Here is a 15,154-nt window from a genome sequence, read left to right as displayed (position 1 = left end):
AGTCACCGTTGCCCCACGGCACCGTCCCGCGGTTCGCCGCGCACACCTCGGTCCACGCCGACCGCGGCAGTCTGGCGATCGGCCACGCCGAACACGTCACACACCACGCCGCTTCCCCGCCCGCAGTCTCCTGGCCGCACCAGGTGGGCGTGCCGCCCCGGCAGGCCGACTGCTTCCAGGACCGTGTCGAGGCCGGGAAGCTGGAGCATGTCCTGGAGGGCGGCGGTACGGCGGCACTGTGCCAGGTGCTGACCGGAATGGGCGGGGTCGGCAAGACCCAGCTCGCCGCCCACCACGCCCGCCGCGCCCTGCGCGGTGGCGAGGTGGAGCTGCTGGTGTGGGTGACCGCCACCGCCCGTGAGGCGGTCGTGGACGCCTATGCGCGGGCTGCCGTGGAGATCTTGCGCGCCGCCCCGGACCGGCCCGAGGAGGCGGCACGCTCGTTCCTGGCCTGGCTGGAGTCCAGGGCCGCCCTGGAGGGGCGCCGCTGGCTGGTGGTGCTGGACGACGTGTCCGACCTCGCCCACCTGCACGAGCTGTGGCCCCCGGCGAGCCCGGTGGGCCGTACCCTGGTCACCACCCGTCGCCGGGACGCCGCCCTGACACGCCGGGGACGCCTGGTGCCGGTGGGGCTTTTCAGCGAGGCCGAGTCGGTCGCCTACCTCACCGCGTCCCTGGCCGCCCACGGCCGCTGGGAGCCCGGGAAGGAACTCGCCGCGCTGGCCGCCGAACTGGGTCATCTGCCGCTGGCACTGTCCCAGGCCGCCGCCTATCTGGTCGACGCCGGTCTGGACTGCGCCGCCTACCGGTGCCTGCTGATCGACCGCACCCGCGACCTGGCCGGACTGCTGCCCGACGACTCCGGTCTGCCGGACGACCAGCGGTTCGCGGTGTCGGCGGCCTGGTCGCTGTCGGTGGAGCAGGCCGACCGGCTGACCCCGGTGGGACTGGCCCGCTCCATGCTGCGCCTGGCCGCGCTGCTCGATCCGAACGGCATCCCCGCCGTGGTCCTCACGGGCAAGCCCGCCCTGGCCTATCTCGCCAGGCACCGCGCCGCCGCCGTAGCAGCCTCCGGTGGGCGACTGTCGCGACGGCAGTGCGGCAGGGTCTCGGCCCGGGATGCACACGGCGCGCTGCGGGTCCTGCACCGACTGAGCCTGATCGACCACACTCCCGGTACTCCTCACCAGGCTGTACGTGTCCACCAGCTCGTCCAGCGCACCACCCGCGACGCCCTGAACCCCAGACAGCGGGACGCCCTCGCCCGTGTCGCGGCCGACACCGTGTACGCCGCCTGGCCCGGTGTCGAGCACGACACCGCCCTCGCCCAGTCCCTGCGCGCCAACGCCGAGGCCCTCACCCACCACACCGAGGATGCCCTGTACCGGCCCGATCCCCACCCGGTGCTTCTTCAGCCCGGTTTCAGTCTGGAGGGTTCCGGCCAGATCACGGCTGCCGCCGACTACTTCCGCAGGCTGGCCGAAAGCGTCCATCGCCGGTTCGGCCCCGACCACACAAACACCCTCACCGCGCAGCTCAACCTGGCCCGCTGCCGGATGAGGGCTGGAGACCCGGCAGGCGCCGAGACCATCCTGGCCGAAGTCCTCACCGGCATGGAACGCGCACTCGGCCCCGACCACACCCACACCTTCGCCACCCGGGAGTATCTGGCCAACTGCCGGGGAAAGGCCGGGGACCCGGCAGGCGCCGCGGCGGCACTGACCGAACTCCTCACCGACATGAGACGTGTACTCGGCCCCCAGCACAGCGAGATGTTCACAGTCCGGAGCAACCTGGCCAACTGGCGGGAGAAGGCCGGGGACCCAGCAGGCGCCGCGGCGGTACTGACCGAACTCCTCACCGAAACGGAACAAGTCCTGGGCCCCGACCACCCCAACGTCCTCTCGGTCCGGGGCAACCTGGCCAACTGCCGGGGAAAGGCCGGGGACCCAGCAGGCGCCGCGGCGGCACTGACCGAACTCCTCACCGAAACGGAACGCGCACTCGGCCGCAGCCATCCCAACACTTTCGTTTCCCGGAGCAACCTGGCCAACTGGCGGGGGAGGGCCGGGGACCCAGCAGGCGCCGCGGCGGCACTGACCGAACTCCTCACCGAAACGGAACGCGTCCTGGAGCCCGGCCACCCCATGGTCCTCGCCGCCCGGCGAGATCTCGCCCACTGGCAGTCCGAAGCCGGGAAAGCTGCCACTCCCGAGACGCCCGCCCCCGAGCCCGACCGGTGAGCCGGGAACAACGAACGGTGCGCGGCAGGCTGCGTTCCGCACTCCGGGCGCCCGTTCCCTGTCAGTCCGTTGCGGCGGCCTGCCGCACATGAGTTACGACCTTGTCGTCTGGGACGGCGGGTCCCCGGCAACAAGCAGCCGCTCACCGAGCGCATGGCCCGGTACGTCACCGGGCTCGTGGAGCGGCTTCGCGACCCTCTCCAGCCCCTGTTCCGCGCCCTCCGCTCTGCCCCCACAGGAGCACCGAGCGGACAGCCGCCCGGAGTCGTTGCACCCCGACACCGGCCCGCCGCATTGGGCAGTCTTGGCAGGCTGAAGTACCTACGCCCCACGCGCGAACCGCCCCACCGGGTCGAGGTACTTGCGTACTTCGAGGGGTGTCACGAACGTCCCGTGCTCGCCGCCGTCGGCGACCTTTCTGGCCCGTGTCAGCTTGCGGGGCGGAAGCCCGTCGCCGAACCGGGTCACCGTGTCCAGAAAAACGACCGACTCCGGAGTCTCGTCCAGCGCGGCGGCGAGGGAGACAGGGGAATGCGAGATGACGAGGGTCTGCCGACCGTGTCCCGAAGTGAGGCTCGCGGGATCGCTGGTTCTCGCCCGCAGCCTCGACAGCAGTTGCGGAACCCTGTTGGGATGAAGACCGTTCTCCGGCTCCTCGAACATGAGGACTCCCTCATGAACGGAATCGTGGGCCGCGGCGAGCTGGGCCAGTACGCGCAGCGTCCCCGCCGACGCCGTGACGGGGGTCATGCGGTACTCGTGCTTGTGCTGGAGCCAGACATCCCACTGCCCCCACTCGGTGTTGGGTTCCACCTCGATGTCCGCGAGACCGGGAAGCAGAGCCATCGCGTTGCCGTCCCGTCGTGAGCGAGTGGATCGCCGCCGGTGACGCCGACGGCCCCGTCCGCTCCTCCCGGTGTCTCCTGCTCCGAACGCGGGGCGTGTCAGTCAGCTCAGGGCCTGGGTCCCGATGGCGTTCAACAAGGCGAACTGGCCGGCTGTGGCGGTGCCCGCCGGTGGGGAGCAGACGACGATGCGCAGGTCGCTGCCGGGGACGGTGAGCGTGTCGCAGTCGACGGTGACCGGTCCGAGGTCGGGGTGGTGGACGGTCTTGCTGTCGGTGGTGTGGAAACCGACCGTGTGGGAGTCCCAGAGGTCGTCGAAGCGGTCGCTGGCACCGCGGAGACCGGTGATCAGCTCGGAGAGCCGCTTGTCCTTGGGGTAGCGGGCGGCGGAGGAGCGCAGGTCGGAGACGAGGGCGGTCTCGAAGCGGTCCTGCTGGTCGGGTGCGTGGGTGACACGGGTGGACTGGTGGGTGAAGTGCCGCCAGGCGACGTTGCGGTCCTTGCCGCGCCAGGGTGAGGGGTCGCCCATGAGGGCGGCCCACAGGGGGTTGAAGGAGATGAGGTTCCAGGCGGCGTCGTGAACGCTGAGCGGGCTGCCGTCGAGCTGGTCGAGGAGTCGCTGGACGCTGGGCGGGACGTGCGGGGAGACCTGGCCGGTGGTGGGCTGGGCCTGGCCGGCCAGCAGGTAGAGGTGGTCGCGTTCGGTCCCGGTCAGGCGCAGGGCGCGGGCGAGGGAGGCGAGGACCTGTGGGGAGGGGGAGGTGGCCCGACCCCGTTCCAGACGGACGACGTAGTCGACGGACAGTCCGGCGAGCTGGGCGAGTTCTTCGCGGCGCAGCCCGGGAGCCCGCCGGACGCCGCCGAGGGGAAGACCGAGGTCTCGGGGGCTGGTGCGGTCGCGCCAGTGTCGCAGGGCCCGGCCGAGGGCCACGGGGTCGTCGCTCATCTCCCCATTGTCCGTCGCTTCCCCGTGAACAGCCTGGTACTGGCCGGCCCCCCGCTGAGGAGAGCTCTCCCTGTCCCCTCCGGCGGCGCGCAGGCTGAGTGGCATGACAACAGTCACCGTGATCACCGGGGCCAACAAGGGCCTCGGATTCGAAACGGCCCGCCGCCTCGTCGGGGCGGGCCACACCGTCTACGCCGGGGCCCGCGACGCCCACCGCGGCGAGCAGGCCGCCAAGGCCCTCGGGGTCCGCCCGCTGCTGATCGACATCACCGACGACGCCTCCGTCGCCGCGGCCGCCGCACAGGTGCGCGCCGAGGCGGGCCGAGTCGACGTTCTGATCAACAACGCGGGCATCGCCGGCCCGGCCGCCCCGGCCGGCGAACTGACCGCCGCCGACCTGCGACACGTCTTCGACACCAACGTCTTCGGCGCCGTGCGCACCACCCGCGCCTTCCTGCCCCTGCTCCAGCAGGCGGCCCGGCCCGCGATCGTGAACGTGTCCAGCGCGCTGGGCTCACTGACGATCAACGCCGACCCGGCCGCCCACCGCGATCTGCTCCCGGCATGGGCACCTCTGCTGGCCTACAACTCCTCCAAGGCCGCGCTGAACATGCTGACCGCCGTCTACGCGCAGTCGTTCCCGCAGATCAGCGTGGTCTCGGTCGACCCCGGGTTCACCGCGACCGATCTGAACGGCCACCAGGGCACCCAGAGCGTCGAGGAAGGCGCCGCGGCGATCGTCGCCGCCGCCACCGCCGGGCCCGGCACGCCGAGCCCCGCCTTCGTCGGCGCCACCGGCCCCGTGCCCTGGTGACCTCTCCGGCCGTCCCTCCCCCGCGGCCGCGGACCGCGGCCGTACGCGCACCACCGCGACCGGTGCCGGCCCGTCCCGCATGCCGGCAGGGCCGACGGCCATGGGCCGAGTGCCCCGGTCATCGCGTCGGGGCCGGCCCGGAGGGTTCAGCCGGTCAGTGCCGTGGGGGCGGGCGCCGGTGCGTCGACCGGGTTGAACTGGGCGTCGAGCGTGATCGTCATGAAGAGGTCGCCCTCGTACATCGGTATCTCGCTGACCCGGCCCAGCTGCGGGTCGACCCACACCACGTCGTCCTTGTGGTTGACGCCGCTGACGGCGTGGACGAGGCCCGTCTCCTTCCGTCTGAAGACCACGATGCTCGCCGCGCCGTGCCCCGCGCCCTTCAGCTGGGCCGCCACCACCTGCCACACGTTCTGGACCCGGTCGTCCGGGCCCGCCTCCGCGGTCCTCCACTCGGTGTTCAGCCACGCCTTCGTCCGGTCGGTGCCACCGGTCTCGACTCCCGTCGGGTCGTGGATCCCGGCCGCCACGGTGGGGTTGCCGGACCAGGAGGCCAGGAAGCTGCGGACCGCGTCGATGCAGTTGCGGCGGTACGCGCCCCCCTCCTCGTCCCGCTGGGGATTGATCGCCTTCACCCAGTCCGCGGCGCCGCCGGAACTGGCCAGCGGACTCTTGGGGGTGAGCTTGTTGATCCGCTGGGTGAGCGGTCCCATGAGAGAGGAGACGAACGAGGTCGGGTCGGGGAACTGCTTGAAGTTGCCTTTCTTGTCCTTGGGGAAGACCTTCTCCAGGTTCGCCTGGTCCTCCGGCCGGGGCGGCTTGAGCTGGCCGGGGCCGAACCGCCGCTGGTCGTTCGCCAGGGTGCGGCGGGGCTGGTCGTCGTCCTCGACCCGCTGTACGGACGGGCCGGGGGCGTGGCCGGCGCCAGGGGCGTGCCGCCGGGCCGCCAGCGCCCCGGTCACGGCCGCGTTGCCGGCGGCGCGCTGGAGCCGCAGCACGTCTGCCGGGCTGCCGAGATGACCCGGGTCCGCCGGGGCCTCCCGCTCCGGGCCGGGCGTGGCGGTCCGCTCGGGCCGGTGCGTGGGCGTACGGGCGTCGGGGCGGTCGTGTTCCGGCAGTTCGCTCGCGTGCATGGCGGCGCTCCCCTTCCCTCGGACCTCCTCGGAAGAGGTCTACCGGAGGACGGGCGGGAGCAGGAGACCCGAAAGGGCACCGTCCCGGGCGGAGACGGCGGGCCCGACCCGGCCGCCGAGCGCGCCTCAGCCCACCGCCCGCTTCACGAGCTCGGCGATCCGCGCCTCCGCCTCGGGCGTCACCTCGGTCAGGGCGAAGGCGTTCGGCCACATCGTGCCCTCGTCCAGCTTCGCCAGGTCACTGAACCCGAGCGTCGCGTAGCGCGTCTTGAACTTCGCCGCGGCCTGGAAGAAGCAGACGACCTTGCCGTCCAGCGCGTAGGCGGGCATCCCGTACCAGAGCTTCGGGGCGAGGGACGGGGCGGCGGCCGTGACGGCGGCGTGGACGCGCTCGGCCATGGCCCGGTCCGCGTCCGGCATACCGGCGATCTTCTCGAGCACGTCCCGCTCCGCCTGCGCCGCCTTCTCCGCACGTGAGGTGCGGCGCCCGGCCGTCTTCACCTCCTGGGCGCGCTCCTTCATCGCGGCCCGCTCCTCGGCCGTGAATCCCTCGTGCGTGCTGCTCTCGGTGCTGCCCATGCCAGGCTCCTTCAGGGGCTCGGTGTGCGGGATCTCGTGAGGAGACGTTAGTGCGGCCCACTGACACCGGGCTCCGGCCGCCCGGGCCCCGCCGGGCTCCCCGGAGGACCGGCCCCGACTCCCGTCCCGGTGCCCCTTCCCGCCGTCTTTCCGGTACCGCCCGTTCCGGCTACCCTCCGGGCCGTGATCCCGGGGCAGGGGGCCCTGTACGTACGGGCGCCCGGCCGGGGACCGACCGGAAGCACCTTCTCCACCTCTCCGCCCCGCGGGAAACCCCGCGGTCCCCCCACAGGAAGCGGTGCCGCACGATGGCCGAAGCCCCCCACTCCACTCTTCCGGCGGCGACCCGCCGGAACCGGTTCGACCGGCCCGCGCTGCGGGCGGACCTGCGGGCGGCGGTGCCCGACGCCACCGCCGCACTGGTGATCACGGCTGGCGTCTTCGCCTGGCTGTACACGCGTGTGGAGTCCGGCACTTCCATGACGCTCCAGGTGATGCCCTATCTGGCCGACGCCGACCGGTACTGGATGTACTGGCTGTGCCAGGCGTTCGGCTGGTCCGGCCTGCTGTGGGCATGGATCACCGTCATGCTCGGCCTGGTCCGCTCCAGCGCCCGCCCGGGGTGGCTGAGGGTGTCCGCGGCGCGGATCGAGCGGTGGCACCGCACCACCAGTCTGACCACCATCGGCCTGATGACCGCGCACGCGGTGATGTTCTTCGCGGAGCTGGTGCGCGCGAACGAGGACGGAAAGGGCTGGGCGGGGCGGCTGTCCACCGCCTTCGCCGAGGTGTTCGTGCCCGGCGTGTACTCCTCGGGGACGGGCCGCGTAGCCATCCTGATCGGGCTGCTCGCCCTCTACCTGGCCGTCCCTCTCGGCCTGGCGTACTACCTGCGCCGGGCCACCGGCGCCCGGCTGTGGCGGGCCCTGCACCGGTTCGTGATCGTGGTCTACGTGCTGAGCGTGTGGCACACGCTGCTGTACGGCACGAACGTCTGGTACGACGGCGCCTTCCGCACCACGGTGTGGCTCCTCCAGCTCCCCGTCGCCGCCCTGCTGCTGGCCCGGCTGCTGGCCCCCGCACGCCCCGGTGAGCGCCTACGGGTGCGTGACGCCGCGGGGCGGCCCGGCGCGCTGTCCATGGTGTCCCGGCTGGCGGGCCGGGTCGCCGTCGCGGCCACCGTCGTCGTCCTGCTCGCGGTCGCCGCCACCGGCCGGGACGGCGGCCGCACTCCCGGTGTCACCGGCGCCGGGCTGAACGTCGAGCGGTGGCAGGTGTGGACGGGCCTGGTCGTGCTGCTCGCCGTCCTGGCCGCCGTCGTGTACCGGCTGCGTCCCGCCCGGCGCGGTCCGGCCCCCGACCGGCCCTGACCGCATCGCGCTCCGGCGCCGGTGGGTGCCGCCGGGACGGGAGGCGAGCGGCGGTGGCGGGCGGGCTCAGGCCGGGGCCAGGAGGTCGCGGCCGTCGTTCTCCAGCACCTTCCGCAGGTCGGCGGGGCGCCGGTCGGCGGGCTTGTCCCGCAGCAGGGCGGCGACGGAGCGGTGGAAGTCCTCGGGGCCGGAGCAGGAGGGCGGCAGGGCCAGGAACCAGCGCCAGCCGCGGGGGCGGGGCGGGAGGTCCGCCTCGGTCAGGTACTCGTCGACGGCGGCGTCGATCTCCTCCTGGTCGACGACGGTTCGCGGGGACTCGCTGCGCTCGGTCTCCCCTTCCCCGGTGGTGACGGTGGTGACCACCGGCGGCCTGTCCTCCCGGCCGACGGGACTGCGCACCACCCGGCGCGGGCCCGCGATCCAGGCCAGCAGGGCACCCCGGCCGGTCTCCGGGAGCTCGATGTACCGCTGCCCCCGCGGGCTCTCGTACACCCCGTCCCCGGCCGGTAGGGGCTCGCCGACCTGTGGGAACTCCGACCATGTCCGAGCAGTCATCACCGATTCGCCTCCCCTGTCCGGGTATGTTCCTCTCCGTACCGGGTGTCCTCCCGCACGGAGTTCCATGCGGGAGGGAGGACGGGCCGGGACGGATCCACCCGGCGGAGACGGAGCCGGCCGGTCCGGGGAACCGCCCGGGTACGGACGGATCAGGGGTTCCAGAAGACGTGGGTGAACGCCCGGTCGAAGCGCCGCGCGGCCAGGTCCTCACGCTGGATCACCCAGTGGGCGGTGGCGCTCTCCCAGCCCTGCACGTCCATACCCGCGTGCCAGTCGGCCAGGAGCACCCAGTCCGAGACGTCATCCGAGACCGGCCCGTCCCACTGGCCCTCCTTCACCGCTTCCAGGACACGGAACAGGGCGTCGCCGACCGGATCGGTGTCGATGACCTCCTCCGAGGCGTATCCCCCGGTCTGCAGCGGCCCGTCGGGGGCCATGTCGCCGCAGACGCTCCTCCAGACCTCGGCGAGTTCCTCCGCGCGGGGTGCCCCGGAAGCGCGCTCCCCCGCTTTCCGGGGAGATCGGCCAGGTCGTGGCAGGGCAGCGACACATCGGTCCTCGCCCGCAGCGGCCCCTGCGGGAACTCCTCGAACATCCTCTCGTAGTCGTCGATGTCCGAGGAGTTCCAGGCGTGTCTGTCCCGTTCCGCCACGGCCGTGCCGGCGGGGACGTACACCACGCTGCCCATGGTCTCGCAGTTCAGTGGTCATGGGCAGACCGTAGAAGGAGGGTCCGACACAGCGGGGCCGGAGTGCGGACGGGCAGGGTTTCCGCCACCGTCATACGGATAGACGGCCCGTCAGACACGTCTGTCGGAACGGAGGTACGGAGCATGGCGACGGAGACGTCCCGGAACGGGAGGCAGTCCGCCACGGAACCGTGGTGGAGGTTCGTTCCGAAGAACAGGAACCAGGGGTATCTCATCCTGCTGACGGGGATCCTGCTGGTGGTGATCAGTCTGCTCAACTTCTTCACCGCCGATCTCTCCGCTCCGCTCACGGCCCTCATGATCGCGGTCGGTCTCCTGGGCGTCGTCCAGATCGCCCGGGCCGCCGACGGCCTGCGCGCTCTCCGGCGCTGACGCCGGTACGCCACCGCCGGGGACCGCTACGCCCGGGTCCGCCAGGGGCGGCACAGCGTGAGGAAGGCCGTGATCGCGACGAGGACGCACACCACCTGGACCACCGCCATCGGCACGGCGGTGTTCTCGCCCGCGACGCCCACCAGCGGCGGGGTGAGCGCGCCGAGGAGGAACATCGAGGTGCCCAGCAGCGCGGAGGCGGAGCCCGCGGCGTGCGGGGTGCGCATCAGGCCCTGGGAGTTGGCGTTGGGCATCACCAGACCCATCGCGGACATCAGCAGGAACAGCGCCGCGGAGACCGGAAGCAGGCCCACCTTCCCGAACAGGCCGGAGGTCATCAGCAGCAGCGCGGTGGCGCACAGCAGGATCAGGCCCAGGCCGAAGGCGATGACCCGGTCCAGGGAGACCCGGCCGACCAGGAGCTTGCCGTTGACCTGGCCGGCGGCCACCAGGCCGATGGAGTTGGCCATGAACAGCAGGCTGAAGGTCTGCGGCGAGGCGCCGTAGATCTCCTGGATGACGAACGGCGAGGCGGAGACGTAGGCGAACAGCGCCGCGAAGGCGAAGCTGCCGACCAGCAGGTAGCCGGTGAAGACCCGGTCCGCGTACAGGCCGCGCATGGTGCGCAGGGCGTTGCGGACGCCGCCGCTGTGACGTTTCTCCGCCGGCAGGGTCTCCGGCAGGCTGCGGGCGGTGACCAGGGTCAGGACCAGGCCGAAGCCCGCCAGGACGAAGAAGACGCCGCGCCAGTCGGTGAACCGCAGCATCTGGCCGCCCAGCACCGGGGCCAGGATGGGGGCGGCGCCGGATATCAGCATCAGGGTGGAGAAGAAGCGGGCCATGGCCAGTCCGTCGAACAGGTCACGGACCACCGCCCGGGAGATCACCACGGCCGCGGCCCCGGCCAGGCCCTGGACCAGCCGGAAGGCGGTCAGGCTGTGGACGCCGGGGGCGAGCGCGCAGGCGACGCTGGCCAGGACGTAGCCGCCCATGCCGATCAGCAGCGGGCGGCGGCGGCCGAACCGGTCGCTCATCGGGCCGACGACGAGTTGGCCGACGGCCAGGCCCAGCAGGCAGGCGGTGAGGGTGAGCTGCACCTGGGCGGCCGGACTGCCGTAGGCGGTGCCGATGTCGGGCAGCGCCGGGAGGTACATGTCCAGCGACAGCGGGGGGAGGGCGGTGAGGCTGCCGAGGATGAGGGTGATCAGCAGCCCGGCGCGGGCGCGGCCGGTCGGGGCGGCGGCCTTCCCGGCGGACGCGGCGGCCGGGGGCGCCGGAGGTCTGCCGCCGTCCGCCGGGGCACCGGCGCGGTACGCCTTCGGCTCCTGCCGGAGTGTCTGCCGGGCGGTTCCGGAATCGGCGGCCGGGGACGGGCAGGGGTTGGACATGCACCTCTCCAAAGTCGTGGGACCGTCCAATCATCACAGGTGTCCCGCCCCCGGCGCACTCTTTTTTGTTCAATAACCGATCAAAATGCTGCCGATGTGATCAACCAGACATCGGAGCCGGTCAGGCGGGCAGCAGACCCGGCCGCCCCGCCTCCGAGACGAAGGACGCCGCGGTGCGGATCGGCGCGCCCGGGGTGGTCACCGCGGACACGGTGCGGTAGTCCGCCCGCAGCCGCTCCCGGTCCAGACCGAGCACGACGTAGCCGCGCTGCCCGTTGTAGTAGCGCAGATGCGGGTTGGCGGTCGTCAGCGCCTGCCAGTTGGCGGGCTTCTCCGCGCCGTCCCGGCCGCTGGAGACGGAGGTGGTGACGATCTCCACCCCGGCGGTACGGGAGTCCGGGTCGTCGAAGTCCCGCTTGATGTCGAAGCCGTAGTGGACGTGGACGTCGCCGGTGAGGAACACCAGGTTGTCGACGCCGGCCGACTCCGCGCCCGCCAGCACCCGTTCCCGGGCACCGGGGTAGCCGTCCCAGGAGTCCATCGACAGCGGCCACGGCCCTTCGACGCGGTTGCGGCGGCGGGAGAAGACGACCTGCTGCGGCACCACGTTCCACACCGCGCGCGAGCGCCGCCAGCCGTCGGTCAGCCAGCGCTCCTGGGTCGCGCCCAGCATGGTGCGCGAGGGCTCCTCGGACTCGGGCGTGGGCACCTTCCAGCCGTCGCCGTTCGCCTGGTTGTCGCGGTACTGGCGGGTGTCGAGCACGTCGAGCTGTGCCAGCCGCCCGTAGTGCAGCCGGCGGTACAGCCGCAGGTCGGGGCCGTGCGGGCGCTGGGGGCGGCGCAGCGGCATGTTCTCGTAGTACGCGCGGTAGGCGGCGGCGCGGCGCAGCAGGAACTCCTCCGGCGGCACCCCGTTCTCGGGGACGCCGTTGGCGTAGTTGTTCTCCGTCTCGTGGTCGTCCCAGGTGACGATCCACGGGTGGGCGGCGTGCGCGGCGGCCAGGTCCGGGTCGGTCTTGTACAGGGCGTACCGCAGCCGGTAGTCCTCCAGCGTCACCGTCTCGCGGTTGAACACCTCGGGCAGGGTGCGGTCGGTGTAGTTGCGGTCGCCGCCGGCGGCGTTCACGGCGTACTCGTAGAGGTAGTCGCCCAGATGGAGGACGGCGTCGAGGTCCTCCTCACGGGCCAGGTGGCCCAGGGCCGTGTAGTAGCCCTGGTGGTACGCCTGGCAGGACAGCAGGCCGAAGCGCAGCTCGCGGGGCAGGGCGCCCGGCGCGGGGGCGGTGCGGGTGCGGCCGGCCGGGCTGGTCCAGCGGCCGGCGCGGAAGCGGTAGTGGTAGTCGCGGCCCGGAGCCAGGCCGGGGACCTCCACGTGCACGGCGTGGTGGAACTCCGGGTGCGCCAGGACGGTGCCCCGGGCGACGGTGTGCCGGAAGCGCTCGTCGCGGGCGAGCTCCCAGCGGACGGGGACCGGGCGGGCGGGCAGCCCGCTGTCGGGGGCGTACGGCTCGGGGGCCAGCCGGGTCCACAGCACCACCGAGTCGTGGCGCGGGTCGCCGGAGGCGACACCCAGGGTGAAGGGGTCGGAGGTGACACGGTCCGGGTCGAGGGCGGTGGCGGCGTGGGCGGCGGACGGCAGGTTGGTGCCCAGGGCCAGGGCGGCGGCGGCCCCGGAGACGGTGAGGAAGCGGCGGCGGTCCAGGCGGGTCAGATGGCGGGCGGCTGCTCTCAGTTCGGCGTCGGCGCCGGGCGAGTGCGTCATGCGGTCGATTGCAGCGGTCCGGGGCGGCGTCCCGGCGGCGCCACGTTGTCGCGTACGCGACACTCCGGTGGCGGGCCGCCGACCACGCGCGGAGCGGCCGTCGTACGCCCTCTGAACAGGGGACATCCGGCCGGTTGCGGAATACCCGCCCGGCCGGGCGGAGTTGGCCGGACATGACGACGAACGACACACCCGGCCCCGCGGCGGGGCACCCGGCCGGAGCCCCGGACGTACTGCGCTACACCGCCTTCTCCACCGACCCGGACGGCGGCAACCCGGCCGGGGTCGTCCTGGACGCCGCGGGCCTGGACGAGGAGCGGATGCGGGCCGTCGCCGCCGAGGTCGGCTACTCCGAGACCGCCTTCCTGCTGCCGCCGCCTCCGGACCTGGCCGCCCCGCCCGGCCGGGGCTTCGGCGTCCGCTACTTCAGCCCGCTGGCCGAGGTCCCCTTCTGCGGGCACGCCACGGTGGCCGCCGCGGTGGCCCTCGCCGAGCGGACCGGGCCGGGCGACCTGCTGTTCGCCACCCCGGCCGGGACCGTCCCCGTCACCGTCGCGGCGGGGCCCGGCGGGGCGCTGCGCGCCACGCTCACCAGCGTCGAACCGTATGTGGCGGAGGCTGCCCCGGCGGACCTGGCCGAGGCCCTGGCCGCCCTGGACTGGCGGGCGGACGAACTGGACCCGGCGCTGCCCGCGCGCATCGCCTTCGCCGGCGCCCGGCACCTGGTCCTCGCCGCCGCGACCCGGCAGCGGCTGGCGGCGCTGGAGTACGACTTCGAGCGGCTCAGGGCCCTCATGCTGCGGCTGGACCTGACCACCGTCCAGCTGGTGTGGCGGGAGCCGGGAGCGGGCCCGGAGGCGGGCAGGCAGACGGGTACGGTCTTCCACGTCCGCGACCCGTTCCCGGTCGGCGGGGTGGTGGAGGACCCGGCCACGGGGGCCGCCGCGGCGGCGCTCGGAGGGTATCTTCGCGCCCTGGGCCTGGTCACGGTCACCGCGCCGGTGACCCTCACCCTGCACCAGGGGCACGACATGGGGCGCCCCGGGCTGCTGGAGGTCGAGCTGCGCCCGGACGACGTACGGGTGCGGGTCTCGGGGACGGCCGCCCGCATCGGGTGAGCCGCCCGGGCAGGACGGGCGGTACGGGACGGGACGGACAGGAAGGACGGACGGACGGAAGATGAGCGACAGCGGCGGGCCGGAGGCGGCGGGCACGGCGGGCACGCCGGGCCTCACCGGCGGGAACTTCGGCGCCTACCAGAGCGAGCTCTACCTCAACGGCCTGGGCGGGCAGCTCCCGCCGTTCACCACCGACTTCACCGCCCTGGAGGACTCGGCCCGCGAACGGCTGGAGCCGGGCCCCTTCTGGTACGTGGCCGGTTCGGCCGGCTCCGGCGCCACGGCCCGCGCCAACCGGGCCGCGTTCGACGCCTGGCGCCTGGTGCCGCGCGTGCTGCGCGACGCCACCGTGCGCGACCTGCGCACCACCGTGCTGGGCACCGACCTGCCCGCCCCCGTCCTGCTGGCGCCCATCGGGGTGCAGTCGATCATCCACCCGGACGGCGAGCTCGCCACCGCGCGGGCCGCGGCGGCGCTGGGCGTGCCGACGGTGCTGTCCACCGCCTCCTCCCACACCATCGAGGACGTGGCGGCGGCGAGCGGCGACGGCCCCCGCTGGTACCAGCTGTACTGGCCCAACGACGACGAGGTGTGCGTCAGCATCCTGAACCGGGCGAAGGCGGCGGGCTTCACCACCCTGGTCGTCACTCTGGACACCTGGACGCTGGCCTGGCGCCCGCACGACCTGGACCTGTCCTACCTGCCGTTCGTCCGGGGCGTGGGCACCGCCATCCCCTTCTCCGACCCGGCCTTCCTCGCCGGTCTGGCCAAGTCGCCGGAGGAGGACCTGATCTCCGCCGTGCTGCGCTGGGTGCCGATGTTCACGGGCACGGACCGGTCCTGGGACCGGCTGCCGTTCCTGCGTGACCACTGGGACGGGCCGATCGTGCTCAAGGGCATCCAGCACCCGGACGACGCCCGGCGGGCGGTGGCGGCCGGCATGGACGGCATCGTGGTCTCCAACCACGGCGGCCGGCAGGTGGACGGGGCGGCGGCCTCGCTGGAGATGCTGCCCGAGATCGCGGCGGCCGTCGCCGGCCGGACCGAGGTGCTGTTCGACTCGGGGGTGCGGACGGGCTCGGACGTCCTCAAGGCGCTGGCGCTGGGCGCGAAGGCCGTGCTGATCGGCCGCCCGTACGCGTACGGCCTGGCCCACGGCGGCGAGGACGGCGTACGGCACGTGCTGCGCGGCCTGCTCGCCGACCTGGACCTGACGCTGGGCCTGTCGGGCCACCGCTCCCCCGCGGAGCTGTCGCCGGAGTCGCTGCGGCGGGCGTGACGTGAGGGGCGGCCGGTGCGGCCGGGTACGCGGTGCCG

At 73.4% G+C, this 15,154-nt stretch carries 14 protein-coding genes; 6 read left to right on the top strand and 8 right to left on the bottom strand.

Annotated features, from left to right (window positions below):
- Positions 1 to 8 precede the first annotated feature (8 nt).
- Positions 9 to 2,243, top strand: a complete 2,235-nt coding sequence (locus V1L54_RS10770) for a tetratricopeptide repeat protein (protein WP_330117701.1) — start codon at positions 9 to 11, stop codon at positions 2,241 to 2,243.
- 321 nt (positions 2,244 to 2,564) lie between these two features.
- Here V1L54_RS10770 and V1L54_RS10765 read toward each other — a convergent pair whose 3' ends face one another.
- Entirely contained in the window at positions 2,565 to 3,089 is a 525-nt protein-coding gene (locus V1L54_RS10765; RefSeq protein ID WP_330117700.1) for an AAA family ATPase, read from the bottom strand.
- Between the two features lie 102 nt (positions 3,090 to 3,191).
- Positions 3,192 to 4,034 carry a helix-turn-helix transcriptional regulator gene (locus tag V1L54_RS10760; RefSeq protein ID WP_330117699.1) on the bottom strand — a complete coding sequence of 281 codons (843 nt, stop codon included), beginning with the start codon at positions 4,032 to 4,034 and terminating at the stop codon, positions 3,192 to 3,194.
- Positions 4,035 to 4,137: 103 nt separating this feature from the next.
- Here V1L54_RS10760 and V1L54_RS10755 point away from each other — a divergent pair, with 103 nt between their 5' ends.
- Positions 4,138 to 4,848 (top strand): SDR family NAD(P)-dependent oxidoreductase, encoded by a 711-nt coding sequence (locus V1L54_RS10755; protein ID WP_330117698.1) that lies wholly within the window; start codon positions 4,138 to 4,140, stop codon positions 4,846 to 4,848.
- A gap of 146 nt (positions 4,849 to 4,994) precedes the next feature.
- Here the strand turns inward: V1L54_RS10755 and V1L54_RS10750 are convergent, their stop codons facing one another.
- The gene (locus tag V1L54_RS10750) at positions 4,995 to 5,981 is read right to left on the bottom strand and encodes a toxin glutamine deamidase domain-containing protein (RefSeq protein WP_330117697.1); all 987 of its coding nucleotides are present in this window, start codon (positions 5,979 to 5,981) and stop codon (positions 4,995 to 4,997) included.
- 126 nt (positions 5,982 to 6,107) lie between these two features.
- Complete coding sequence (locus tag V1L54_RS10745; protein ID WP_330117696.1) at positions 6,108 to 6,560, bottom strand: iron chaperone; 453 nt, start codon at positions 6,558 to 6,560, stop codon at positions 6,108 to 6,110.
- 308 nt (positions 6,561 to 6,868) lie between these two features.
- Between V1L54_RS10745 and V1L54_RS10740 the strand changes: the two genes are divergently transcribed.
- Positions 6,869 to 7,930 carry a ferric reductase-like transmembrane domain-containing protein gene (locus tag V1L54_RS10740; protein ID WP_330117695.1) on the top strand — a complete coding sequence of 354 codons (1,062 nt, stop codon included), beginning with the start codon at positions 6,869 to 6,871 and terminating at the stop codon, positions 7,928 to 7,930.
- 66 nt (positions 7,931 to 7,996) lie between these two features.
- Here the strand turns inward: V1L54_RS10740 and V1L54_RS10735 are convergent, their stop codons facing one another.
- A complete protein-coding gene (locus V1L54_RS10735; protein WP_330117694.1) occupies positions 7,997 to 8,485 on the bottom strand; it encodes a DUF5956 family protein in 489 nt (162 codons plus the stop codon).
- Between the two features lie 152 nt (positions 8,486 to 8,637).
- Positions 8,638 to 8,925 (bottom strand): DUF1963 domain-containing protein, encoded by a 288-nt coding sequence (locus V1L54_RS10730; protein ID WP_330117693.1) that lies wholly within the window; start codon positions 8,923 to 8,925, stop codon positions 8,638 to 8,640.
- A gap of 395 nt (positions 8,926 to 9,320) precedes the next feature.
- On the opposite strand from V1L54_RS10730, the gene V1L54_RS10725 reads away from it, so the two are divergent.
- Positions 9,321 to 9,569: a hypothetical protein gene (locus V1L54_RS10725; RefSeq protein WP_330117692.1), complete on the top strand. Its 249-nt coding sequence runs from the start codon at positions 9,321 to 9,323 to the stop codon at positions 9,567 to 9,569.
- Positions 9,570 to 9,595: 26 nt separating this feature from the next.
- Here the strand turns inward: V1L54_RS10725 and V1L54_RS10720 are convergent, their stop codons facing one another.
- Complete coding sequence (locus V1L54_RS10720) at positions 9,596 to 10,957, bottom strand: Bcr/CflA family multidrug efflux MFS transporter (RefSeq protein WP_330117691.1); 1,362 nt, start codon at positions 10,955 to 10,957, stop codon at positions 9,596 to 9,598.
- A 121-nt stretch (positions 10,958 to 11,078) separates the two neighbouring features.
- Positions 11,079 to 12,719, bottom strand: a complete 1,641-nt coding sequence (locus V1L54_RS10715; protein ID WP_330117690.1) for an alkaline phosphatase D family protein — start codon at positions 12,717 to 12,719, stop codon at positions 11,079 to 11,081.
- A gap of 173 nt (positions 12,720 to 12,892) precedes the next feature.
- Between V1L54_RS10715 and V1L54_RS10710 the strand changes: the two genes are divergently transcribed.
- Both V1L54_RS10710 and V1L54_RS10705 read left to right on the top strand, forming a co-directional pair.
- Entirely contained in the window at positions 12,893 to 13,837 is a 945-nt protein-coding gene (locus V1L54_RS10710) for a PhzF family phenazine biosynthesis protein (RefSeq protein WP_330117689.1), read from the top strand.
- A 61-nt stretch (positions 13,838 to 13,898) separates the two neighbouring features.
- Positions 13,899 to 15,116 carry a lactate 2-monooxygenase gene (locus V1L54_RS10705; RefSeq protein ID WP_330117688.1) on the top strand — a complete coding sequence of 406 codons (1,218 nt, stop codon included), beginning with the start codon at positions 13,899 to 13,901 and terminating at the stop codon, positions 15,114 to 15,116.
- The last annotated feature ends 38 nt before the right edge of the window (positions 15,117 to 15,154 follow it).

It is taken from the genome of Streptomyces rubellus, assembly GCF_036323805.1.
Lineage (GTDB): Bacteria > Actinomycetota > Actinomycetes > Streptomycetales > Streptomycetaceae > Streptomyces.
The sequence above is the reverse complement of the archived record's forward strand: the minus strand, read 5'-3'. Positions and strand labels throughout refer to the sequence as shown.